This is a genomic window from Streptosporangium sp. NPDC002524, from assembly GCF_040295985.1.
In the GTDB taxonomy this organism is placed as follows: domain Bacteria; phylum Actinomycetota; class Actinomycetes; order Streptosporangiales; family Streptosporangiaceae; genus Streptosporangium.
This window is the reverse complement of sequence record NZ_JBEOWK010000009.1, coordinates 127,118-149,368: the sequence shown is the minus strand read 5'-3', so window position 1 is coordinate 149,368 and position 22,251 is coordinate 127,118. Positions and strand designations below refer to the sequence as shown.

18 protein-coding genes are annotated in these 22,251 nt (G+C 73.6%); 6 read left to right on the top strand and 12 right to left on the bottom strand.

Features of this window, described 5'->3' with window-relative positions; genetic code table 11:
* Positions 1–124 precede the first annotated feature (124 nt).
* Together ABT053_RS17910 and ABT053_RS17905 are read left to right on the top strand one after the other, a co-directional pair.
* A complete protein-coding gene (locus tag ABT053_RS17910) occupies positions 125–1,447 on the top strand; it encodes a hypothetical protein (RefSeq protein ID WP_350970153.1) in 1,323 nt (440 codons plus the stop codon).
* A 180-nt stretch (positions 1,448–1,627) separates the two neighbouring features.
* Positions 1,628–2,026 carry a hypothetical protein gene (locus ABT053_RS17905; RefSeq protein ID WP_350970152.1) on the top strand — a complete coding sequence of 133 codons (399 nt, stop codon included), beginning with the start codon at positions 1,628–1,630 and terminating at the stop codon, positions 2,024–2,026.
* 84 nt (positions 2,027–2,110) lie between these two features.
* On the opposite strand, the gene ABT053_RS17900 is transcribed toward ABT053_RS17905, so the two are convergent.
* The gene (locus ABT053_RS17900) at positions 2,111–3,064 is read right to left on the bottom strand and encodes an NAD(P)-dependent alcohol dehydrogenase (protein WP_350970315.1); all 954 of its coding nucleotides are present in this window, start codon (positions 3,062–3,064) and stop codon (positions 2,111–2,113) included.
* A gap of 325 nt (positions 3,065–3,389) precedes the next feature.
* Between ABT053_RS17900 and ABT053_RS17895 the strand changes: the two genes are divergently transcribed.
* Positions 3,390–4,073: a TetR/AcrR family transcriptional regulator gene (locus ABT053_RS17895; protein ID WP_350970151.1), complete on the top strand. Its 684-nt coding sequence runs from the start codon at positions 3,390–3,392 to the stop codon at positions 4,071–4,073.
* Positions 4,074–4,229: 156 nt separating this feature from the next.
* Here ABT053_RS17895 and ABT053_RS17890 read toward each other — a convergent pair whose 3' ends face one another.
* Positions 4,230–6,092: a tetratricopeptide repeat-containing protein gene (locus tag ABT053_RS17890; RefSeq protein ID WP_350970150.1), complete on the bottom strand. Its 1,863-nt coding sequence runs from the start codon at positions 6,090–6,092 to the stop codon at positions 4,230–4,232.
* A gap of 333 nt (positions 6,093–6,425) precedes the next feature.
* Here ABT053_RS17890 and ABT053_RS17885 point away from each other — a divergent pair, with 333 nt between their 5' ends.
* Both ABT053_RS17885 and ABT053_RS17880 read left to right on the top strand, forming a co-directional pair.
* Positions 6,426–6,959 carry an NUDIX hydrolase gene (locus ABT053_RS17885; protein ID WP_350970149.1) on the top strand — a complete coding sequence of 178 codons (534 nt, stop codon included), beginning with the start codon at positions 6,426–6,428 and terminating at the stop codon, positions 6,957–6,959.
* Between the two features lie 282 nt (positions 6,960–7,241).
* Positions 7,242–8,729: a condensation domain-containing protein gene (locus ABT053_RS17880; protein ID WP_350970148.1), complete on the top strand. Its 1,488-nt coding sequence runs from the start codon at positions 7,242–7,244 to the stop codon at positions 8,727–8,729.
* A 65-nt stretch (positions 8,730–8,794) separates the two neighbouring features.
* On the opposite strand, the gene ABT053_RS17875 is transcribed toward ABT053_RS17880, so the two are convergent.
* Positions 8,795–11,116: a catalase gene (locus ABT053_RS17875; protein WP_350970147.1), complete on the bottom strand. Its 2,322-nt coding sequence runs from the start codon at positions 11,114–11,116 to the stop codon at positions 8,795–8,797.
* 257 nt (positions 11,117–11,373) lie between these two features.
* On the bottom strand, positions 11,374–11,952 hold the full coding sequence (locus ABT053_RS17870; RefSeq protein WP_350970146.1) for a DsbA family protein: 579 nt from the start codon (positions 11,950–11,952) through the stop codon (positions 11,374–11,376).
* Between the two features lie 477 nt (positions 11,953–12,429).
* Here ABT053_RS17870 and ABT053_RS17865 point away from each other — a divergent pair, with 477 nt between their 5' ends.
* Positions 12,430–13,242, top strand: coding sequence for an aminoglycoside 3'-phosphotransferase (locus ABT053_RS17865; protein WP_350970145.1), 813 nt, complete (start codon positions 12,430–12,432; stop codon positions 13,240–13,242).
* A gap of 355 nt (positions 13,243–13,597) precedes the next feature.
* Here ABT053_RS17865 and ABT053_RS17860 read toward each other — a convergent pair whose 3' ends face one another.
* From ABT053_RS17860 to mdcA, 8 genes are all read right to left on the bottom strand, one after another.
* Positions 13,598–14,554, bottom strand: a complete 957-nt coding sequence (locus ABT053_RS17860) for an epimerase (RefSeq protein ID WP_350970143.1) — start codon at positions 14,552–14,554, stop codon at positions 13,598–13,600.
* 109 nt (positions 14,555–14,663) lie between these two features.
* The gene (locus ABT053_RS17855) at positions 14,664–15,602 is read right to left on the bottom strand and encodes an alpha/beta hydrolase (protein WP_350970142.1); all 939 of its coding nucleotides are present in this window, start codon (positions 15,600–15,602) and stop codon (positions 14,664–14,666) included.
* Positions 15,599–16,645, bottom strand: a complete 1,047-nt coding sequence (locus ABT053_RS17850; protein WP_350970141.1) for an ACP S-malonyltransferase — start codon at positions 16,643–16,645, stop codon at positions 15,599–15,601. The genes ABT053_RS17855 and ABT053_RS17850 overlap by 4 nt, the downstream gene beginning before the upstream one ends.
* The gene (locus ABT053_RS17845; protein ID WP_350970140.1) at positions 16,642–17,340 is read right to left on the bottom strand and encodes a malonate decarboxylase holo-ACP synthase; all 699 of its coding nucleotides are present in this window, start codon (positions 17,338–17,340) and stop codon (positions 16,642–16,644) included. The genes ABT053_RS17850 and ABT053_RS17845 overlap by 4 nt, the downstream gene beginning before the upstream one ends.
* A complete protein-coding gene (locus ABT053_RS17840) occupies positions 17,337–19,310 on the bottom strand; it encodes a biotin-independent malonate decarboxylase subunit beta (RefSeq protein ID WP_350970139.1) in 1,974 nt (657 codons plus the stop codon). The genes ABT053_RS17845 and ABT053_RS17840 overlap by 4 nt, the downstream gene beginning before the upstream one ends.
* Positions 19,307–19,600, bottom strand: a complete 294-nt coding sequence (locus tag ABT053_RS17835) for a malonate decarboxylase subunit delta (RefSeq protein ID WP_350970138.1) — start codon at positions 19,598–19,600, stop codon at positions 19,307–19,309. The genes ABT053_RS17840 and ABT053_RS17835 overlap by 4 nt, the downstream gene beginning before the upstream one ends.
* Positions 19,588–20,478: a triphosphoribosyl-dephospho-CoA synthase gene (locus tag ABT053_RS17830; protein WP_350970137.1), complete on the bottom strand. Its 891-nt coding sequence runs from the start codon at positions 20,476–20,478 to the stop codon at positions 19,588–19,590. Before ABT053_RS17830 ends, ABT053_RS17835 begins: the two co-directional genes overlap by 13 nt.
* Positions 20,479–20,485: 7 nt before the next feature.
* Positions 20,486–22,174 (bottom strand): malonate decarboxylase subunit alpha, encoded by a 1,689-nt coding sequence (gene mdcA / locus ABT053_RS17825; RefSeq protein WP_350970136.1) that lies wholly within the window; start codon positions 22,172–22,174, stop codon positions 20,486–20,488.
* Positions 22,175–22,251 lie beyond the last annotated feature (77 nt).

The window sequence follows — 22,251 nt, the reverse complement described above, 5'->3', positions numbered from 1 at the left end:
CGGATTCCCGTTCATCTCGCGGAGAGAGCCGGCACCCGCAGCCGGTACACGCGCCGGTACGCGTGGTCGGCACCCGCAGCCGGCCGCGCGGGCCGGTACGCTCGCGGCCGGGAAGGGAGGCGGGATGCTCTTCGCCGTCGCGGCCGTGTTCGGGCTCACCTGGTGGCTCGGGTGTTACGTGATCGCGCGGGACCCCCGGGAGCGCGGGCCGAGGCGGGCCGGGCTGGGGCTGCTGGCCTACGCCGCCGCGCTCGCGATCGCCCAGGTGCTCACCGACGTGCCGGGTCCCGCGACGGAGGTGCTGGGCGCCGTCGAGACCACGCTGGTCCACCTGCCTGCGCTGCTCTGGACGGGGGCCGTGCTGACCCTCGTTCCCGGAGGCGAACGGCTGGACCGGGTCTGGTCCAGAGGGCTCGTACCCCTCACGCTCGTGGCGTTCGCATGGCTTCTGGTGTCCGGCCTGGGGCCGGGGGTGAGCCTCGCGGCGCGGGTGGTGACCGGGGTGTTGCTGCTGGGGCCGCTGGCCGGGGTGCTGGTGCTGCTCGTGCGGGCCAGGCCGCCGAGGGTCGGTTGGCTGGCGGCGGTCGCCACGCTGTTCTTCGGGCTGGGGGCCGCGCTGCTCATGTTCCCGCTGTTCGGCCCGCCCGGCCTGCTCTCCGTCGTCGCCGTGGACGTGGACATGGTCCTGCTGGGGGTGGCGATCGCGATGTCCAGCGCGTTCCAGGCGGGTGAGGCGCTCTGGCGCGACATGCTGCGCTCCCTGCTGGGGGCGGCGGCCGTGGCCGTCGCGTCCGGCGGCCAGGTCGTGCTGGCCGTCGTGCTCGGCGAGCCCACGCCCGCCCTGTCGGCGCTGCTGTTCGGGGTGATCGCGGTGGCCGTCGCCGTGCAGACGCTGGCCGGTCCGGTGCACCGGGCGCTGGACCGGATCGCCTTTCCCGGTGATCCGGGGATCCGCCGCGAGCGGGCCGAGCTGCGCGAGACGTCCGAGGCGTTGCCGCGCCGTGAGCAGGGTCCGCCGCCGCCGGACGAGGCGGAGTTCGTCCGGCTGACGCGGCGTGCCCTGGCCGGTTACGGCGATCTGGGCAAGCTCGCGGGCAGCCCGCTCGCGAACCTGCCGGTGATCGAGGCGCGGATCACCGGTGACATCCCGCTGGAGCGGGCGGCCGAGCTGAAGCACCTGCTGCTGGAGAGTATCCAGCGGCTCAAGCCTCGCGACGGTGAGTTCGGCACCAGCGAGGAGTGGCGGTTCTACAACGTGTTGTATTTCCCGTATGTCCGGGGGCTGCGTCCTTACCGGCGCGGGGCGGGGCGTGACGGGCTCACGGCCGCCGAGCGGCAGGCGTTCGACTGGTTCGTCCGGGAGGTTCCCGAACGTACGCTCTACAACTGGCAGAACGCGGCGGCCAAGCTCGTCGCCGACGATCTCCGCAGGGAGAACTGGCAGTGAATGGCAGTGCCATGTCTGCAGATGGCAGTGGGTGAGGCGGTGTGCTGGGTGCGTCGGAGCCCCCGACGCCTTCCGTGAAGCCGGAAGCCGGTCTATACGGTTTTCCGCCGATCGGGATTCGACGCCTTTGGCTTCCGTGAAGCGGAAACCGGCATCTTCAGAATTCAGAAGGAGACACCGATGAGCACGACCACTCTCGCCGCCCGCCGTACCCCCCTGCTGACCCGTGTGCTGTGGGCGGACGCCTTCCTCACCGGAGGGTTCGCGCTCGTCCTCGCGGTCGCGGCGACGCCGCTCGCCGAGTTGTTCGCCCTCCCTGAGCCGTTGGTCCGCTGGGCCGGGATCGGTTTGCTGCCGGTCGCGGCGTTCATCGCCTACCTGGTCACCCGCCCGGTCCCGCCCCGGGGAGGTGTCTGGGCGCTGATCGTCCTCAACGCGCTGTGGACCGTGGACAGCGTCTTCCTGCTGTTCACCGGCTGGGTGGACCCCAACCCGCTGGGCGTCGCCTTCGTCCTGGCCCAGGCCCTCCTGGTCGGTGTCCTCGCCGAGCTCCAGTACGTCGGGCTGCGCCGCGCCTGACCTCGCGCCTGACCTCACGCCGTCGAGGAGTCCAGTCGTCGAGGGTCCCGCCGTCCTGGGTACGGGCGGCGGGGCCTTTTCGGCTCACCCGATGCGGATGACGTGTTTGCCGCGTACGCCGCCGGCCTCCAGTGCCCGGTGGGCCTCGGCGATGTCGGCGAGGGGGTGGATCGTGTCGACGACCGGCCGCAGGGCGCCGTTCTCCGCCAGCCGGGTCAGGTCGGCGAGGAGCCGGTGGGTGGGGTTGCCGCTGAAGAACCGCACGCGTCGCGTGCCGAAGACGGTGGACGCGAGGATGTACGACAGGGACGAGAGCATGTGCCGGGAGTCGAAGGTGATCGACACCATCCGTCCTCCCGGTGCCAGGAGCCTGCGGAAGGCGCCGAGCTCGGTGCCGATCGCGGTGTCGAGGACGACGTCGAAGGGGCCGAGGTCGGCCGGGCCGGTGGTCGCGTAGTCGAAGACCTCGTGGGCGCCGAGGTCCCGTACGAAGCCGAGGTTCCGCGCCCCGGCGAGCGCGGTGACGTGCGCGCCGTACGCCCGCCCGAGCTGGACGGCGACGCTGCCGACCCCGCCGCTCGCGCCCCGCACGAGCAGCCGCTCGCCCGCCCTGAGGCGGGCCTTGTCGCGCAGGGCGGTGATCGACGTCGTGCCTCCGGCGAGCAGGCTCACGGCCTGGGCCGGGTCGAGCCCCGCCGGGGCGAGGGCGAGCTGCCGGGGGCGGACGGCCACGAACTCGGCGATGCTCCCGAAGGACGCCCTGGGCAGCAGTCCCCACACCCGGTCGCCCACCATGAGGCCGGGCATGGGGGAGCCCAGGGCGGCGACCTCGCCGGCGAAGTCGATCCCCGTGCCCTGCGGGAAGCGCCGCCCCGTGATCAGCCGGACCTTCCCCGCCCGGCCGAGGAGCTCTCCTCCGTTCACGCTGGCGGCGTGAACGCGGACCAGGACCTCACCCGGTCCCGCGACCGGCTTGGGCAACGTGCCCTCGTACAGCACCTCCGGCGGGCCGTACCTGTCGTACCGGGCCGCGCGCATCTCGCTCACTGTCCTCGTCGTCCAATCCGCCCGGCCGGTCGCCGGGCTTCCGTATGGTCGTGATGTCGGTCGGGTCCCCCGGCGGCGCGTCGCGAAGGCGGGCGGGCAGGCGTCCGGGCGCCTCGCCGATCGGGTGAGGGCGCGGGCCGTGCCCACCGTCGTGCTCCCGTGGCACGCGCCGGCCGTCGTCCTCCCGTGGCCGCGATGGCCGTCATCGCCCGGGGCGGGCTCCGCACTCCTGGGAAAAGCAGGCGGTTGTTTCCACGTATCGCCAGGTTAACCCGCTAAACGGAGAGGACGCTCCATTTGAGCTAATGTGAGAGACATGTCGATTCGTTCCTCTCGGATACCGCGTCCCGCGGACACGTCCGGGCTCCGCGTGGACGCGCTGCACAACCGCGACCGCATCCTCAGGGCCGCCCGGGAGGCGTTCGCCACGCTCGGGATCGGCGTGCCGATGGCCGCCGTCGCCCGCCGGGCCGGTGTCGGGGTGGCCACGCTCTACCGGCGCTTTCCGACCCGGGAGTCGCTGATCACCGAGGTGTTCGCCGACCAGATGGAGGCGTGCGTGTCGGTCGTCGACGACGCCCTCGCCGACCCCGACCCGTGGCGCGGATTCCGTACGGTCATCGAGAAGGTGTGCGCCATGCAGGCCGCCGACCGGGGATTCACCGCGGCGTTCCTGACGGCCTTCCCCGACGCGGTCGACCACGAGCGGGAGCGCGTCCGCGCCGAGCGGGGCTTCGCCGAGCTGACACGGCGGGCCAAGGCCGCCGGACGCCTGCGCGCCGACTTCGAGCAGGCGGACCTCACGCTGGTGCTCATGGCCAACGGCGGCATCGTCGCCGAATCCGCCGAGGACGCGCTCACGGCGTCGCGCAGGCTCGTCGCCTACCTGCTCCGGTCGTTCCAGGCCGATCCCCTCGACGGGGACGTTCCCCTGCCACCGGCGCCCCCGTTCGGGCTACGCCACATGCGCGGCTTCCCACCGGCGCGTTCGGCCGGATAGCAGGCGTTCCGCCAGGTGGGTGGCGGGTACGCGAAGCCGTACTGCGACGGGCTCTGCGTCACGAGGGGATCACCCGGCGTCCCCTTCCCCCGGCCGTCGGCCACCTATCGTCGCAGGACCGGTTGTCCGCGGAAGTGCCCCTGGCTCATCGATCGCTCACCGTCTCCGAAACCATCGCCGCCAGGACGAGCGTCTGGCGTACTCCGCCCAGTGGGCGTGCTCGGAGCGGGCGGCCAGCGTGTCGGGGTGTTCGGGTCCCAGGAGCCGCTCGATCACCGGCACCAGCACCGCCAACTGGTCCCGGGCGTCGACCGTGCTCCCCGTCTGACCCGTCAAGGAGGCGAAGGAGAAACGGGCGGCCAGCGTAGTGGGGTGTTCGGGGCCCAGGACCCGTTCGACCACCGGCACCAGCACCGCCAGCTGGTCCATCCCGCCGGCCGGATCGCCCGCCTCGCTCATCCGCACGGCCAGATGGAGGCGACCGTTCAGCGTGGACAGGTGCTCATGGCCCAGCACCCGCTTGAGCACCGGTATCAGCATCGTGAACCGGTATCGGGCGCCGGCCGCGTCTCCGGCCTCTCCCGTCCAGCGGGCCAGGCTGAAGCGGGTGCCCAGCGTGGCGGGGTGCTCAGGGCCCATGACCTGCTCGAGTACCGGTACCAGTGTCGCTGATCGGTCCCGGGCGCCGGGCGCGTCCCCCGCTTCTCCCACCCAGTCGGCGAGAGCACCGCGGACCTCCAGGGCGGCGGGGTGCTCGGGGCCCCGTGCTCGTTCGACCAGGGGGAGCAGCGCCGTGAACCGGTTTCGGGCGTCGGCCGGGTCACCGCTTTCTCCGCTCCAGCGGGCAAGGTTGACGCGGGCGTTCAAGGTGGTGAGGTGCTCGCGGCCCAGAGCTCGCTCCAGCACCGGTATCAGCGCCGTGAAGCGGTCCCGGGTCTCGGTGGCCGGGGCCCCCGCCTCCCCCGTCCACACGACGAGGTTGGCGCGGGCGTTCAGGGTGATGGAGTGCTCAGGGCCCAGGGTCCGCTCCAGCATCGGTATCAGCGCCGTGGACCGGTCCCGGGCCTCGGTGGCGTTTCCCGCTGATCCGACCAGGCTGGCGAGGTTGACGCGGACGTCCAGCGTGGTGGGGTGGTCCGGTCCCAGCAGCCGTTCGATCGTCGGTTCCAGTTCCGTCAATCGGGTTCGGGCTTCGGCGATGTCTCCTGTCGCTCCGACCAGGGAGGCGAGGTCGGCGTGGGCGGTCAAGGTGTCGGCGTGTTCGGGGCCCAGGGTGTCGAGCGTGACGGCGTGGCGCCGGTGTTGCAGGGAAAGGGCCGTGCGGTATTCCCCCCTGTCGTGCAGGTACTCGATGACAGAGCCCATGGCGGGGGAGTCGGGCGCCAGGACGGCGTGGGCGTGCGCGAGCAGGCTCGCGTAGACCGGCCAGGAGGAGGGGTGGCCGGAGTCGGAGGGGAGTGCCGCCCGCAGCAGGGCGGCGGCGGTGGCTTGGCAGGCGGAGTGCTCGTCCTCGGTCAGTCCGGCCACGATGACGGCTTGGACCTGGCGGTGCACCCTCACCAGCAGCCCATCCGGCGACCGATCGATCACGCCGTAGGAGACCAGCCGGTCGAGTGCGCCGTCCAGGGCGTTCTCCTCGGCGTCCTGGAGCCCGTTCAGCACCGAGCGCGGCAGGTCCTCGGGCGCGTAGCAGGCCAGTACTCTCAGCGCCCGCATCGCCAGAGGCGAGGTGTGCTCGATCCGTGGGCACGTCAGCGCCCATACCCGGGCCACCGCTCCGCCGGCTTCCGGGCTTCCTCCCGCGGGGGCGCGCAGCAGGTGCAGGTAGCCGGCCAGGCTCACACCGGGGGTGTTGACGATGTAGGCACCGGCCTGCCGGAGCGCCGGCTGTGATCCTTCCAGCTCCGCGGCCAGTTGCTCGGCCTGTTCCTCGGCCTGGGCGCGGTCGGGGCCGGCCGCGGCACCGATCGTGGACAGCACCAGTTTCACCGCGTCCGCGGGGGACAAGGAAGTCAGCACCCTGCAACCTTGTCGCCCAAGGACGACAGCCCACCACGATGTCGCATATCCGTTATCTCCCTCGCCCCACTCGCCGGTGTGAACCGGGCCGACGTGGTGGCCCGCCGTCCCGCCGCCGCAGCCAAGGCGGTCCGCGACGTCACGCACACCCGGGCGGTCGCATATCCGCAGCCGTCGGCGAAGACGACGTGGACCACTCCACCCGACGCGGTGATCGAGCAGCCCCCGGGCACCTGGTTCCCGCCTCTTCCGTCACGCATCCGAACGCGCCGGGTCCGGCCGCACCGGGACCGCTTGGCGCGACTTTTTCTCGCGGACGCTCATCATGGACGCATGGATCGAGTCCTGGCCCAAGACGCGAAGGGGAACGCGTTGACGGCGTTCCTGCCGGTCGCACGCGTTACCGATGTGCCGGCCGCACATGTCGCCGACCTGCCGGCCGCGCGCGGTGCCGGGGTGCCGGACGACGTGCCGATGCCCGCGGCTTTGGTCGCGGTCTGGTGCGGGCGGCACCTGCTGCTGGTCTTCGACCGCTTCCGCGGGGAGTGGGAGCTGCCGGGCGGCAGGATCGATCCCGGCGAGACACCTGTCCAGGCCGCCGTACGGGAACTCCACGAGGAGAGCGGCCTGCACCTGCCCACCCTCACCCTCGCCGGGTACGCGCGCTTCCGGCTTGTCGACCCACCACGCGACGAGTACGCCGCGATCTACACCGCTCACGTCCCCGCCCTCCACCACGCCTTCACCCCCAACCAGGAGATCAGCGCCATCTGCTGGTGGGACACCGCCGAGGCTCCGCCCGGCGGCACCCAGATCATCGACGCGACCCTGGCACGACACACCTACCTCCGGCACGCGGGCGACTGACTCACCACAGCAAGACGTAAGACGTAATAGGAGGGGCCGCCCCCTCGCGTCGACCGGCCGGGCATTCCCGGACCCGCGCGAAGGCCCGGGATCGGCCCGGGTGAAACGGCGGGTCCGGCTGCCGAAACACCTGTTGACACCGTGGTTCGGGAAGATCAGCCTTGTGGCGTGGATTCTGACGGTGTGATCTCCCTGCGACCCGATCTCGAGCTGCCCGGTGCCGGGATCGACGATCCGCCCCCGGTGTCACCGGCGCGGTCGCCGGCCGGTCCGGGAGCGGGGGTGGACGATCTGCCACGGCGTTCGGTTGTGGTGGAGTTCTGCGGTGCGCGGGGTGGGGTGGCGCCGCTGACGTGGGGGCAGGCGTCGATCTGGCGGTTGACGTCGTGGCGGGGGGAGGGGGATCCGTATTTCAACATGCCGTGGGTGTTGCCGGTGTACGGCAGGCGTGATCTTGACGCGGTGCTGGGGGTGGTACGGCGGCTGCTGGAGCGGCATGAGACGTTGCGGACGAACTTCCGGCCGGGGGCCGGGGGCATGGAGCAGCATGTGGCACGTTCCGGGCGGCTGGTGGTGGGGGTCGTCGAGGGCGGGGATGCCAGGCCGATGACGCTGGCGCGGCGGGTGGCGGTGGGGTTGGCGGGGGAGGTGTTCGATTACGCCGGGGAGCTGCCGGTGCGGTGTGCGGTGGTGATGGTGGGGGGCAGGCCGCGGGCGGTGGCGTTCGGGCTGTCGCACCTGGCCGCTGACGGGGGTGCGCTGGATCTGCTGGCGGCCGATTGGCGGGACCTTCTGGCCGGGGTGGCGGGGCCGGGGCCGGGGTGGCAGCCGATGGATCAGGCGCGGTTCGAGCGGGAGGGGCCGGGAGCGGAGCGGGGGGAGCGGGCGTTTAAGCATTGGCGGGGGGTGCTGGAGGAGGCGCCGCGGTCGATGTTCGACTACCCGCCAGCGGTGGGGGAGGTGCCGCGGTTTGTGCGGGTGGGGATGGAGTCGGTGGCGCTGGGGGTGGCCGCTCAGGTGCTGGCGGTGCGGTGGGGGGTGAGCTCGGCCAGTGTGCTGACGGTCGCGAGCGCGGTGTTGTTGTCGGTGCTGACCGGGCATCGTCGGGTGGTGATGCAGTTGATCGCGGCCAACCGGCACGACGCGCGGATCGGCGGGCTGGTGGGCCCGGCCGCCCAGGACGGCGTCTTCCTGCTGGAGCTGCCTGCCGACGGCACCCTGGCCGAGACCACCCGGGTCGGGCACCGCCAGGCGCTCACCGCCTACCGGCACGCGCTCTACGAACCGCTGAGGCTGATGGCGATGCGCGAGGAGCTCGGCCGCGAGCGAGGCGGGCCCATCGACCTGTCGGCCTACTTCAACGACACGCGAGGCGGCGGCGACTGGCCGGATCTGCCCGCGGTGGAGCCGCCGGGGGACCCGGCCGCGATCGCGGCCCTCACCGCGCGGACCACCTTCTCCGTGGTCGGCTCCTGGGAGCACGTCGACGCCACCACGGCGCAATTCATCACCGGTCAGGCCAGGGACGCCTGCGAGCTTCACTTGCTGGCCGACACGGCGTACCTGCCCCGGAGCACGGTGTACGCGTTGCTGCGCGGGATGGAGACCCTGCTGGTGCGCGCCGTCGCCGAGGACGTCCCGCTCGACGCCGTTGCCGGGCTGTGCGGCATCACCCCGGCCGAGCGGCCCCCGGCCGGGAACGTTCCCGGACCGGGCCACGGCTCGTCGTCCGGTCGGGAGCCCCTGCCCTCCCCGGCCACACCGGCCTGAAAGGGGCCGCGCATACGCCGGGGTACGCCGGGTCAGGGGCCGCACATACGCCGGGGTACGCCGGGTCAGGCGATGGCGACGGCGGGAGGGAAGCGTTCCCAGACCCGGTGCTGCCCCAGCAGCCGGACGATCCCCTCCAGCGCCCTGTCACCACCGCCGTTACCGTCACCGTCGCCGTCGTCGCCGGTGACGAGCACGCCGGGCGCCGAGGTGTCGATTCCCGCGGCGCCGAGCGCCCGCCCGGCGTCCCCCCACCCGCCGAGCGGCTTGGCGTGGCGGAACGCCTCGGCGAGCATCAGCAGCACCCGCGGGTCGACGCCCGCCGCGACGGGCAGGCCACCGCCCGCCTTGGCGTCCCGGGCGCCGTAGGCGTCCTTGCCCGGCGCGGGCGCACCGGCCAGCAGCAGGGCGTCGAACTCGACGGAGCGGGCCGTGGCGAAGGTGCGCTGCACGGTGACGGGATCGGCGCCTCCCGCTCCGAGCAGGCCGCCCGCCGGGGCGATGACCAGCGGCACCATGCCGCCGTCCAGGATCGTCCGGCGTACGGCGCGTACGGCGTCCAGGTCGCTGTTCTCGTCGGCGACGATGCCGATGACCCGGCCGACGGTGGGCCAGGTCCGCCCGAGCTGGGAGAGCGCGATGCTGGGCTCGACCGGCGGCAGCGGTCCCGCTGGAGCCGGTGCCGGCAGGCCCAGCCCTTGGGCCACCTGCCCGCACAGGTACGGGTCGATCTCGGCCAGCACCGTCAGGACGCGCTCCTTGATCGGCTGCTCGTAGACCTTGCCGAGCTCGAAGGTGTACGCGGCGATGACGTGCTCGCGCTCCACCGGCGTCAGGCTCAGCCAGAACTGGCGGGGCTGGCTGAAGTGGTCGGCGAACGACGCCGGAGCCTCACGCACCTTCCTCGCAGCGGGCACCTGGACGGGCGTTTCCACATATCCGCCCTCGCCTGCCCCGGCGAAGAAGGGGCAGCCGCCGTCCAGGGAGTTGGGCTTGTAGGGGGCGACGCCGGAGTGCACCGCCGTCTGGTGCCGGCCGTCACGCAGCATGTCGTTGACCGGGGCGTGCGGGCGGTTGATCGGGATCTGCGCGAAGTTGGGACCGCCCAGTCGGCTGATCTGGGTGTCCAGGTACGAGAACATGCGCCCCGCGAGCAGCGGGTCGTCGGTGGCGTCGATGCCGGGCACCAGGTGGCCGGTGTGGAAGGCGACCTGCTCGGTCTCGGCGAAGTAGTTGCCCGGGTTGGCGTTCAGGGTGAGCAGGCCGACCGGCTGGACCGGGGCCAGCTCCTCGGGCACGATCTTCGTGGCGTCCAGCAGGTCGATCCCCTCGAAGGTCTGCTCGGGGGTGTCGGGGAAGACCTGGATGCCCAGCTCCCACTGCGGGTAGGCGCCCGACTCGATCGCGTCGGCCAGGTCGCGCCGGTGGAAGTCCGGGTCCACGCCGCTGATCAGCTGCGCCTCCTCCCACACCAGCGAGTGCACCCCGGCCTTGGGCTTCCAGTGGAACTTCACCAGCGTGGTGGCGCCTTCGGCGTCGACCAGCCGGAAGGTGTGGACGCCGAAGCCCTCCATCGTCCGGTACGAGCGCGGGATGCCCCGGTCGGACATGTTCCAGATGGTGTGGTGGGTGGCCTCGGTGTGCAGGGAGACGAAGTCCCAGAAGGTGTCGTGCGCGCTCTGGGCCTGGGGGATCTCCCGGTCCGGGTGCGGCTTGGCCGCGTGGATGACGTCGGGGAACTTGATCGCGTCCTGGATGAAGAACACCGGGATGTTGTTGCCCACCAGGTCGAAGACGCCCTCATCGGTGTAGAACTTCGTGGCGAAGCCCCGCGTGTCGCGTACCGTGTCCGCCGATCCCCGCGACCCGAGCACGGTCGAGAAACGCACGAAGACGGGGGTCTCGGCACCTTGGGCGAGGAACGCCGCCCTGGTCACCGCGGAGGCCGTGCCGTAGGCGTGGAAGACGCCGTGCGCGGCGGCGCCGCGGGCGTGCACGACGCGCTCGGGGATACGCTCGTGGTCGAAGTGCGTGATCTTCTCGCGCAGGTGGTGGTCCTGCAGCAGCACCGGACCCCGGGGACCTGCCTTGAGCGAGTGGTCGGTGTCGGGCAGCCGTGTTCCCTGGGCCGTCGTCAGATACTCGCCGCCCTGCGCCAGCGCCGCCTGCGGCACGTCGGTGGGCTGCCCGGTGGGGGTGAACGGATCCGGCCCCCTCTGGTCGTGGCCGGGCGGCGCGGGAGGCCGGGGCTCGGTCGGCTCCTCCAGCGACGGTGTCACGCTTCCCGGCTTGCCGGGGATCACGCCGGACGGCCTGCCGGACACGGCGTCGGTCAGCCTGTCGATGATCTTCTCGACCGTTTCCTTCACCGGGTGGGACTCCTTCATCGTTTCTCCCCCTTGAGGCACGGCGACGGCGGACCCGTCACCGTCGTCAAGAGCCGGAACCGGGCACGGGCGGCCGGAACGCCGGCGGCCGTCGGTGGCCCTCGGTGGCGCCGCGCCGTGTCACCGCCGTGTCTCCGCCGTGTCCCCACTGCACCACGCGGGACGGCGGGCGACCCGGCTCCGCCTCACCTGTTGATCATCACGTCAAAATCTCTTGGGCAACCGGTGGGGCTTGAGGGGGAGCGTCCAGGACGGGGTCAGGGGACGACGGCGGCCACGGCGGCCACGATCGACTGGGGGTCCGTCGGCACGGGTCTCCCCTCGACGAGGACGGTCGGCGTGGCGCTCACCCCCCGCTCGACGGCCTTCCGCGTCACGTACGCGGTCCAGTCGAGGTAGGTGCCGCCGCGCACGCACTCGCCGAACGCCGGGCCGGTGAGCCCGGCCGGGCCGCCGAGCTCGACCAGCTCGTCGTCGGTGAGTCCCGGCCCTCCCTCGGGAGGCTGGCCGGCGAAGAGAGCGCGGGCGTACTCGACGAACCTCCCGCCGTCCGAGGCGCAACCGGAGGCCGCCGACGCGCGGGTGGAGTACTCGTCGGCCGACAGCCTGTCCAGGAAGCCCATCGGGTGACATACCAGGCTGATCGTCCGGTCCTTCACCATCCCGTTCAGCGCCGGTCCGGACGCCTGCTCGAACGACTTGCAGAACGGGCACAGGAAGTCGACGTAGACGTCGACGGTGACCGGGCCCGTACCGACGATGATGCCGTCCCCGTCGGCGGAGGCACCGGCCGGCACCCGGACGGGCGCCGTCGCCCGCTGTGGTCGCGCGCTCATGAGGTCCTCCTCGCGATACCCGGGGAGAGACCCGGACCCGTGCGCCCGAGAACTCCCCTGTTCCTACCCACCCCCTGGTCGCGGCAGCTTAAGAACGGTCAAAGCCGGGATCACGGATCGGGCTTCGCGGCGCTCCCGGCACCGGCCGCCCCACCGGCCCTCTCCGCCCTCCTCGGCCCTCCTCGGCCTTCTCCGGCTCTCTTCGGCCCGGGAACCTTGAGCCCCTCTCCGGCCCCTCCGGCTTCTCCGGTTCTCTCCGGCCTAGGGATCCTTGGGCTCCTCTCCGGCCCGGAACCCCGCCCAGGCCGCACCGTCTTGAAAGCCCGCCCAGCCTGAAGACCCAACCGTCTTGAAGACCCACCCGGCTTGAGAACCTGCGCGGCCTGAAAACCCGTGCGGCCTGAAAACCCGTGCGAACCCTCCGGCTCGGAAACCCGTTTGTCATCGGCACCGTCCTCCCGGGAGGATCAGGTTCCCATGAGCCGTCCCGTCATCTCCGAGATCCCGGCCGGCCCCGTGGCCGTCCCCGCCGTCGTCGCGGCGCTCGCCGGCGGCGACACCGTCACCCCGGTGTGGCGCAACGAGCTCGGCGGCCTGACGTTCCGCCTCGAAGACGGGCACGGTGTCACCAGATACGCCAAATGGGTCCCCACCGGCACCCCGGAGATCGACCTCCCCGGCGAGGCGGAGCGCTTGATCTGGGCGCGGCGATGGGCGGCCGTCCCGAGGGTCGTCGAGCACGGCACGGACGCCGACGGCGCGTGGCTGGTCACGGCGGCGGTTCCCGGCCGCTCGGCGGTGGACCCCCGGTGGAGCGCCGACCCGGCGACCGCGGCGGCCGCGATCGGCCGGGGGCTGCGCCTGCTCCACGACGCCCTGCCCGTCGACCTGTGCCCGTACGACTGGAGTGTCGGCCGGCGGCTCGTCCGTGCCGACGAGCGCATCGCCGACGGCGAGGGGCCTGCCGAGTGGTTCCCCGAGCACCGGCACCTGGGGGTCGCGGAGGCGCGGGCCCGCATCGGCGAGCCGCCCCCCGTCGACCGCCTCGTCGTCTGTCACGGGGACGCGTGCGTCCCCAACACCCTGCTGCACGACGACGGCACGTTCGCCGCGCACGTCGACCTGGGGTCGCTCGGGGTGGCCGACCGGTGGGCGGACCTCGCGGTCGCGGCGTGGAGCATGGACTGGAACTACGGCCCGGGATACGACGGCGTCGTGTACGACGCGTACGGGATCGTCCCGGACCCGGAGCGCCTCGCCTACTACCGCCTGCTCTGGGACATGGCCTGAGCGGCTGACCGGTCGCCCCGGTGGGCGCCCGTGCGCTCCGCCGTCCGCGACGGGCCGGGAGCGCCGGACCCGCGCGGCCGGGGGAGCGGAGGTCGTGGACAACCCGTGAGGCGGATGAACGGCACGCCCGAGTACGTCGCCTCGGCCACCCCGCGGGACCCCGAGCGGAACGCCGCCGCCTCACGCGCCCGCGGACCACCAGGCATGGATCAACCGGCGTCGGTCCGCGCGGATCACGTGCCCGCGCGGGCGCGGGCCATCAGGCATGGATCAACCGGCGTCGGTCCGCGCGGATCACGTGCCCGCGCGGGCGCGGGCCATCAGGCATGGATCAACCGGCGTCGGTCCGCGCGGATCACGTGCCCGCGCGGGCGCGGGCCACCAGGTCGCGGGCGGCCTCCGGCCAGCCGGGGAGGTCGAACACGAAGCCCGCGCCGAGCAGCCGGCCCGGCACGACCCGGCGGCTCTTCAGCAGCAGCTCGGTGTCGCCGCGCAGCGCGAACGCGCCGAGCTCGGCCATCCATCTCGTGGCGGGCAGCCCCACCCGCACGCCCGCCGCGTCGCGCAGGCCCGCCATGAACGCGCGGTACGGCAGCGGGTCGGGCGAGGCGAGGTTGACCGGTCCCGCGAGCCCGTCGTGGGCCAGCAGGAACTCGACCGCCCGGACGAAGTCGCGGTCGTGGATCCAGGACATGTACTGCCGGCCACCGGCGACCGGCCCGCCGAGGCCCCACCTGGTCATGCGCCACAGCTGGTCGAACGCGCCGCCCCGGCCGGGGGCCATCACCATGCTCGTGCGCAGCGCGACCCTGCGGGTGTCCGGGACCGGCGCCTCGGACAGCGCGCGTTCCCACTCGCGCGCGATGTCGACGCTGAAGGCCCAGTAGGCCGGTACGCCGTCCTCGGTGCCGCCGATGACCCCCGTCGCCTCGTCGTTGGCCCGGTCGTGGCTGTGCGCGTAGATCGTGGCGGTGCTCATCTGCAGCCACACCCGCGGCGGCCTGGCCGCCCCGGCGATCGCCGTCCCCACGGCGGTGGCGGAGTCCACCCGCGAGGCCATCATCTCCCGCAGGTTGGACGCGGTGTAGCGGCAGTTCACGCTGCGCCCGGCCAGATTGATCACCGCGTCGGCGCCGTCGACCTCGGCCGCCCACTCCCCGGCGGACCGCCCGTCCCACGGCACCGTACGGGCACCGGGCACCCGGGTGTCCGCGCGCCGGCTGACGACGACCACCTCGTGGCCCGCGCGCCCGAGGGCGCCGGCGAGCAGGAGTCCCAGATGCCCTGTGCCACCCGGTATGACGATCTTCACGGTGCCCCCCGCTCCCGGCCGGTCGTCCACGTCGATCGTCGTCAGCTTCGCACGCGGCGGAACGCCGCCCGCCACCGGGTGCCACCGGCGTCGTGACCCGTCACATCGCCTAGCGGACGGAGCAGATCGCGGACCCGATCACCGCCGTCACCGCCTCCGGGTGCGATATCAGGGTCAGGTGCGAGCCGCCGCGGAACTCGGTGACCTTCGAGCGCGCCCGGTGGGCCATGAGCCGCTGCGAGGACGGGGTGATGATCCGGTCACCGGTGCTGATGAAATACCAGGAGGGGATCGTCTTCCACGCCGCGGCCCTCGACGGCGTCGAGAACGCGCTGGTCGAGGCGGGACGCTGGGAGGCCCACAGGCGTACGGCGGTGTCCCGGGGCAGGTCCGAGGCGAACGAGCGGACGAAGGTGTCCCGCTTGAGGTAGAGGTCCGTCGCTCCCCGGGGCGCTCCCGGGTAGGACACCGTGTCGTAGAGGGAGGCGGGGTCCGCGGAGAGGGCGGAGCCTCGGCCGCTGAGTCCGCCGGTGGTCTCCCCGGTGTCGGGCGCCGCCGCGTCGACGTACACCAGGGCCTTGACGTTCGGGACGTCCGCCGCGGCGTTCGTGATCACCGAGCCCCCGTAGGAGTGCCCGACGAGCACGATCGGGCCGGAGACGGTTCGCAGGAAGTCGGCGACGAACGCGGCGTCGCCGACGAGGTCCCGGAGCGGGTTGGCGACGGCCCGCGCGACGTAGCCCGCCCGGTGCAGGGAGTCCACCTCGCCGGCCCAGCTGGAGGTGCCGGCCCAGGCGCCGTGCACCATGACGACCGTGGGCTTGACGTGGCCCGGCGACCGGCAGGGCAACGGGTCGGCCGCGAGCGCCGCCTTGCTCGTTGTGGCCGCCGTAGCCGTAGCCGTAGCCGTAGCCGCTGTGGTCGTCGCGGCCGTCGTGGTCGTCCAGGCGCCGGTCTCCGGCGGCGCTGGCGCGGACGCGGTGACGGCGGCGAGTGCCACCGCGGGCGCGATCCCCCTGAACCGTCGGCGGATGCGTGCGGATCTCATCTCTCTCCCCCTTGGCGTGACGAGTGATCTTCAGGTTCCGGCGGGCGGCACCCGGCGTCCCCCCGCCGTGTCCCGGCCCCGCCGGGAAAGGGGGGCCGGTCTCGCCGGGGCGCCCGTTCCGTCCCCCGGGCCCGGCGGGTGAGCAGCGCCGCGTCGGCGACGCCGGTGTCGGCGAGAGCGACGACCCGGGTACGGGGGTGGGCGGCTTGGGCGATCCCGGCGAGGACGTCCCCGGGAGGCGTCTGGACGAACAGGGTCGTGCCGAGCTCCCCGAGCAGGGCGATGACGTCACGCCACCTCACCGTGGTGGCGACGCCCCGGGCGAGGTCGTCGAGGACGGCGCCGGGGTCGCGCAGGAGACGTCCCGTGGCGCCGCCCAGATAGGGGACGTCGAGAGGGCGCCGGGGGATCCCGGCGAGGTGGTCCGCCATGGCGTCGGCGACGTGGCCGAGCAGCGGGCAGTGCGAGGGGACGGCGATGTCCAGGCGCCGCACGCGCCGGGCCCCCGCCCGGCCGGCCGCCGCGCCGAGGCGTTCCAGGGCGCGGTCGCCGCCGGCGACCACGACCTGCTCGTCGGTGTCGACGACGGCGAGGTAGACCGGGTCGTCGCCGGTGGTGACCGACTCGATCACCCGCCGGGCCTGGGGCACGGTCAGCCCGAGAACGGCCGCCATGCCGTACCCGCGAGGATGGGCGTCGCGCATCAGCTCGCCGCGACGGCGTACGGCCGTGAGGGCCTCGGCGAAGGTGAGGACCCCGGCCGCGACGGCGGCCGGGAACGCCCCGGCGGAGTGCCCGGCCACGGCGTCGGGAACGGCGCCCGCACAGGCGAGGGCGCGGGTCGCGGCGACCCCGGCGACGCAGAGCGCGACCTGCGTGGTGACCGTGGACGCCAGCGCCCGCGCGCCGTCCCGCCGGGACGAGCCGGGCAGGATCCGCTCGGCCTCGGCGCGGGTCGCGGCGACGGCCGGATGATCGGGCAGGTCGCGGAGCATCCCGGGCCGCTGGGTGCCCTGGCCGGGGTAGAGGAACGCGACGCTCATACGAGGATCCACGGGTCGTCCACCAGGCGGGGGCCGTGGTCGGTACGGGCCATGACGGGGCCTCCGGTGCGCGCCCACTCGACGAGGCCGACCCCGCCGGACGGCGTCTCCAGCTGGCAGTCGACCCTGCCGGGGAGCGCGCCGAAAACGGCCGTCAGCCGGGCCGCCAGGGCCCGGTCCAGCCTGCGCGGTGCCCGGATCAGCAGGTCCAGGTCGCTTCCGGGGTGGGTGGCGGGCTTCCCGGTGGCCAGCTCGAAGCCGACCCCGCCGATCGGGCCCCAGGCGGCGTCGGCCTCCAGCTCACCGGCGAGCAGGAGGGTGACGGCGGAGAGGGTGACGGCGAGCAGGGGGAGCCAGGGCCGCCGCTCCCTCAGTGCCTCGGGCGGTACGGAGCGGGTGACCGCGTCGCGGGGCACGAGGGCGGCGTGGCGCTGCCACCGCTCGGGCCCGCGGATGCCCACCGGGACCAGGCCGGGCGGGTGCGGTGCCCGCCGTACGACACCCCAGGGGCAGGCGGCGATCGACGCGGGCACCCACCCCGGGGGCGTGTCCCCGAGCGCGGTTCCGGAGAGGGGCGTGTCCCCGAGCGCGGTTCCGGAGAGGGGCGCGTTCCCGCGTGCGGCTCCGGAGAGGGACGTGTCCCCGAGTGCGGCGGCTCCGGAGAGCCGCAGCAGGTCGTGCGGGCGCGCGGTCACCTCCATTGTGTGGCGAGCGCCTCGTGGACGCGGCGGGAGGCCGCGCGGGTGCGCCGCGCGGCGGGCGAGGTGAGCCGGTCGCTCAGGTCACGGGGACCGTGACGGGCCCGTCCGACGGCGGCGGTGAGCGCGTCCCGCACCTTCCCCGCGTCCGCGCGGGTCGGGTCGGCGGCGTTCTCGACGTCCAGGAGCTCGTCGCACAGGCCGAGTTTCGCCCAGTCGGTGATGTCGTACGACAGCGGGGGGACGCGCCGTGCCAGCTCGTCGAGCTCGTCGACGGTCCGGCGGGTCACCCGCGCGGCGGCCTTCCTGTGCATGGCGTGCACCACCACGCCGGGGTCGTCGAGCGCCAGGATGCGGCCGGCCTGCGCGCCGTGCGCCAGGAACCCGCCGGACAGCGCCGTGCCCACGATGAGGGTGACCAGAGGGTGCCCCGCCGTGCGGGCGCGGACGTAGGCGTCCACCGCGACGGCGAGGGCGTGGTGGAGGCCGAGCACCTCCTCGACGCGCCCGTACGCCTGGCTGGGCACGTCGACGACGGCGACGATCGGGCGGCGGCGGTCGTCGGGCAGGTGTTCGTCGGCGGTGACGACCTCGGTCACCGCCTCGGCGAGGGCGAGCCCCTCACGGAGGCCGACCTCGCCCTCGCGGGCCCGGTGGTACGGGCTCCGGGGGTCCGGCACGACGGCGATCAGGCGGGCGACGTCGTCCCCCAGGGTGGCGTCCGCCGTGATCACGGACGGGACCACGTCGCTCACGTCGCCGTCGGCGAGCGCCCGCGTCCAGCTCCGGCCCCGGCTCGCTCCCCGTCCCTCCCCGGCGTCACGGTCTTCTTCCCGCGGCACGGCCCCCCGAGGCGCGGCTCCCTGAACTGCGGGCTCCTGGGGTCTGGCTTCCTGGGATCCGGTCTCCTGGGATCCGGCTTCTTGAGACGCGGCCCTTGGCGGTGCGGCCTCCGACGGTGTGGTCCTCGGTGATACGGCCTCCCGCGACACCGCCTCCCGCGGCACCGTCTTTTGCGGCACGGCACTCTCGGGCGCGGCCTCGTGCGTCGTTGTCTCGTGCGCCAGGGCTTTCGCCCAGACGGCCGCGAGGTCGGCGGGTTCCGGCGGGTCGGCCGGGTCGACGGCCCGGAGGCGGGCCCGCAGCTCGCCGATCCGCTGGGAGCGGTGCTCGGCGGGCACGCCCCGCCCCACCGCGTCGATCACGGCGGACCGCACGGCGGTGACGTCGTCGAGGACGAGCGCGTCGGCCAGCGCGGTCCCGGTGCGCTGCGTGCCACCGTCGATCGACCAGATCAGCGGGTGGTCGGAGGCGTCGAACTCGGCGACACCGGCCTCCGACTCGATCACCTCGGGACCGTCGAGCCCGAGACGGCCCTCCCTGGTCATGATCAGCCTCGTGCACAGCCCGGCGGCGATGCTCATGCCGCCGAAGCAGCCCAGCGCTCCGGCGATGACGCCGACGACGGGCTGGAGGGCGCGCAGCTCCAGCAGCGCGGAGCACACCTCCGCGATCGTGGCCAGGCCCAGATTGGCCTCCTGCAGGCGTACGCCCCCGGTCTCCAGCAGCAGGATCGCGGCCGTCGGGGTGCCGTCGCGGCTGTCGGCGGCGGCGAGGGAGAGCGCGGCGGCGATCTTCGCGCCGGAGACCTCGCCGATGCCGCCGCCCTGGAAGGCCTGCTCGACGCCGATCACGACCGCGGGCCGCCCGCCGAGCCTCCCCTTGACCACGACGACGCCGTCGTCGGCCTGCGGGACGACACCCTGGGGTTCCAGCCAGGGTGACTCGATCCGGTCGAAGGGACCGCACAGCTCGCGGGCGGTCCCGGTGTCCAGCAGCGCGACGGCGCGCGCCCGCGCGTCCAGCTCTATGAAGCCGGTACGGGCGAGCAGCGCGTTCCAATCCGGCGGGTCCGGCGGGTCCGGCGGGTCCGGTCGGTCCGGCCGGATGCCCTGTGACGACGTCATGCCCTGCCCTCCTCGATGGCCTGCCGCAGACGCAGGGTGACCACGCCGGGTGTCGCCCCGAAGTCGTTGAGCTCGAAGCTCGCGGCGACCCCGTGGCGGGCGAAGAACCGCTCCAGCACGGTCCGCCACACCGTGTCGAACCCGTCGACGCTGGTGCGCACGCGCACCCGGGCGACGGCGGACGGCTCCGGGGTCATCAGGACCTCCAGATCCCCCGAACCGACCACCCCGACGTGCGCCCGCCGGGCGGGCGGCCGGTCGGCGGGGAACTCGTAGTTCAGCGTCTGCACGTGAGCACCTTCCGTTCGGCCCGGGTGACGGGATCCGGCCACGGCACCATGTCGAGGAAGAGCGCGGCGGCCAGCAGGTCGGCGCTCCCGCCCGGCGACAGCCGCCGCGCGGCGCACCGCTCGTCCAGCTCGGCGAGGGCCGCGCGGCCGCGCGCCGTACCCGAGCCTCCCTCGGCCAGGACGCGCTCGGCACCGGACCGCACGACGCGCAGGCCGTCGAGGCCGCCCCGGTGCAGGACGCAGGTGTCGTCCAGGAGGCTCATCACCGCCAGCAACGCGTCCAGCCGGGCCACCTCCTCGGCGGCCCCGGCCGCCCTGGCCCGGCGCAGCCACGGCAGGGCGACCCCGACGACGTGCGGGAAGGCGGCCTCGGCCTCCCCGCGGGCACCGCTCGCCCCGTACCGCCGCCGGGCCCGCTCACCGTGGGAGGGCGCTCCCGCAGGGAGGTGCCGGTCGGGGAGGGCGGCCAGCCGGGCCGCCCGGACGGCGGCCTCCCGTGCGTCGGCGGCGCCGGCGGCGGTGGCGACCAGCAGCCCGAGCGCCCACAGTGCCCCGCGATGCGTGTTCACCCCGCGCGTGGCCCGCAGCATGGCCGCCTCGCCCGCGCGGCCGAGCCTGCCCAGCTCCTCCCGGAGCCCGATCCCGAAGGCCGTCCGCTCCGCCGCCTCGGCGAGGGAGCGGAACGTGGGGCGCAGCGCCCGCGCGGAGGCGAGGAGGAGCGGCAGGTCCAGGTCGTCGTGCGCGCCGCGTCCACGGCGGTCGGCCAGCCCCGGCTTGGGGCTCAGGCACGCCTCCCGGCGCAGTGCCCGGACGGCCAGGCCGGCGAGCAGGGCCGGCGTCCGCCGCCTCGCCGCGAGCCCGTCGCCGATGGCGGTCATCGGCGGATCACCAGGTCCGGAACCGGGCGGGCGGATCGTACAGGCCGCCGGACCAGGCGATGAGGTCCTCGATGCTGCGGGCCGCCAGCAGGGAGCGGTCCGCCCTGCGGACGTCGACCTTGAGGTCCTCCGGCAGGGCCACCAGGCCGTCGCGGCGCAGCTCCTCCACCCGCCGCTCGGCGATGTCGCGGCCGACCGGGGTGGCGCCCGCGACCGCGGCCACCGCCTCGCGCCGCTCGGCCGGGCCCTCGGCCCTGTAGAGGTAGGCCACCCCCTCCTCGGTCACCACGTGGCTGACGTCGTCGCCGTAGATCATGACCGGTGGGATGGGCATGCCGGCGTCCTCGCCCACCTGGATCGCGTCCAGCGACTCCACGAACGCCGGGACGCCGCCGGAGCGGAAGGTCTGGGTGATCTGCACGACGAGCTTGCGGCCCCGGGGCGCGGACGCCCCACCGGCCGGCAGGCTCAGCCAGGCGGGGGAGGCGTGCCTGCGGCCGTGCGGATCGTGCCCCATGTTGGGCGCCCCGCCGAAACCGGTGAGCCTGCTCTCGGTGACCGTCGAGGAGTTGGCGTCGGCGTCGATCTGCAGCGACGACCCGATGAACATGTCCACGGCGTACTGGCCCGCGAGCTGGCACAGCACCCGGTTCGATCGCAGCGACCCGTCCCTGCCGGTGAAGAAAACGTCCGGGCGGGCGGCGACGTAGCGCTCCGTGCCGGGTTCCCCGCCGAAGCAGTGCACCGACTCGACCCAGCCGCTCTCGATCGCGGGGATGAGCGTCGGGTGCGGGTTGAGCGTCCAGTGCTTGCAGATCTTCCCGCGCAGGCCCAGCTCCTCGCCGTACGTGGGCAGGATGAGCTCGATCGCCGCGGTGTCGAAGCCGATCCCGTGGTTCAGCGTGGTCACGCCGTGCCGCTCGTAGATCCCGCGCAGCGCCAGCATGGCCATCAGGATCTCCACCCGGCCGATCTGTCGGGGATCGCGGGTGAACAGCGGCTCCAGCGCGAACGGCCGGGGGCTCTCCACGACCAGGTCCACCCAGTCGCCGGGGATGTCCACCCGGGTGACCCTGTCCACCAGCTCGTTCACCTGGACCAGGATCACACCGTCGTGGAACGCGGTCGCCTCGGCGATGGTCGGGGTGTCCTCGGTGCCGGGCCCGGTGTAGAGGTTCCCCTCCCGGTCGGCCTGCTCGGCGCAGAGCAGCGCGACGTCCGGGGTGAGGTCGACGAACATCCGCGCGTACAGCTCGACATAGGTGTGGATCGCGCCGACCTCGACCGTGCCGTCGGCGAGTAGCTGCGCCATGCGCACGCTCTGCGGGCCGGCGTAGGAGAAGTCGAGGCGGTGGGCCACCCCGCGCTCGAAGACGTCGAGGTGCTCGCGCAGGCTGATCGAGGAGATCAGCAGATGGAGGTCGTGCACCACCTTCGGATCGCACCCGGCCAGCGCCCCGGCGAGGAAGTCGGCCTGCTTCTGGTTGTCGCCCTCCAGCGCGACCCGGTCGCCCGGCCGCAGCAACGCCTGCAGGGCGTCGCGCGTCCGCCCGGTGTCCAGGACCCGGCCCGAGGTGCCCGAGGTGCCCGGGGCGGTCGAGGTGCTCGTGAGGAAGGGCCGCACCGCTTCCAGCCGCTCGCGTTTCGCGGTCCTCCGCCGCGTCCAGTCCCGGGGTACCACCTTCGTGAGTGCCATCGCCTGCCCCCAATTAAGGTCTTTGGGGCTAATACCTCACAAAGAATAAGAATTAACTCAAATCATATTAAAGCGTC

What these genes read in the sequence shown, in the direction of transcription:
- ABT053_RS17910 (WP_350970153.1), top strand. Translation starts at nt 125, where the DNA reads ATGCTCTTCGCCGTCGCGGCCGTGTTCGGGCTCACCTGGTGGCTCGGG.
- ABT053_RS17905 (WP_350970152.1), top strand. Translation starts at nt 1,628, where the DNA reads ATGAGCACGACCACTCTCGCCGCCCGCCGTACCCCCCTGCTGACCCGT.
- ABT053_RS17900 (WP_350970315.1), bottom strand. Translation starts at nt 3,064, where the DNA reads ATGCGCGCGGCCCGGTACGACAGGTACGGCCCGCCGGAGGTGCTGTAC.
- ABT053_RS17895 (WP_350970151.1), top strand. Translation starts at nt 3,390, where the DNA reads ATGTCGATTCGTTCCTCTCGGATACCGCGTCCCGCGGACACGTCCGGG.
- ABT053_RS17885 (WP_350970149.1), top strand. Translation starts at nt 6,426, where the DNA reads ATGGATCGAGTCCTGGCCCAAGACGCGAAGGGGAACGCGTTGACGGCG.
- ABT053_RS17875 (WP_350970147.1), bottom strand. Translation starts at nt 11,116, where the DNA reads ATGAAGGAGTCCCACCCGGTGAAGGAAACGGTCGAGAAGATCATCGAC.
- ABT053_RS17870 (WP_350970146.1), bottom strand. Translation starts at nt 11,952, where the DNA reads ATGAGCGCGCGACCACAGCGGGCGACGGCGCCCGTCCGGGTGCCGGCC.
- ABT053_RS17865 (WP_350970145.1), top strand. Translation starts at nt 12,430, where the DNA reads ATGAGCCGTCCCGTCATCTCCGAGATCCCGGCCGGCCCCGTGGCCGTC.
- ABT053_RS17855 (WP_350970142.1), bottom strand. Translation starts at nt 15,602, where the DNA reads ATGAGATCCGCACGCATCCGCCGACGGTTCAGGGGGATCGCGCCCGCG.
- ABT053_RS17850 (WP_350970141.1), bottom strand. Translation starts at nt 16,645, where the DNA reads ATGAGCGTCGCGTTCCTCTACCCCGGCCAGGGCACCCAGCGGCCCGGG.
- ABT053_RS17840 (WP_350970139.1), bottom strand. Translation starts at nt 19,310, where the DNA reads ATGACGTCGTCACAGGGCATCCGGCCGGACCGACCGGACCCGCCGGAC.
- ABT053_RS17830 (WP_350970137.1), bottom strand. Translation starts at nt 20,478, where the DNA reads ATGACCGCCATCGGCGACGGGCTCGCGGCGAGGCGGCGGACGCCGGCC.
- mdcA (WP_350970136.1), bottom strand. Translation starts at nt 22,174, where the DNA reads ATGGCACTCACGAAGGTGGTACCCCGGGACTGGACGCGGCGGAGGACC.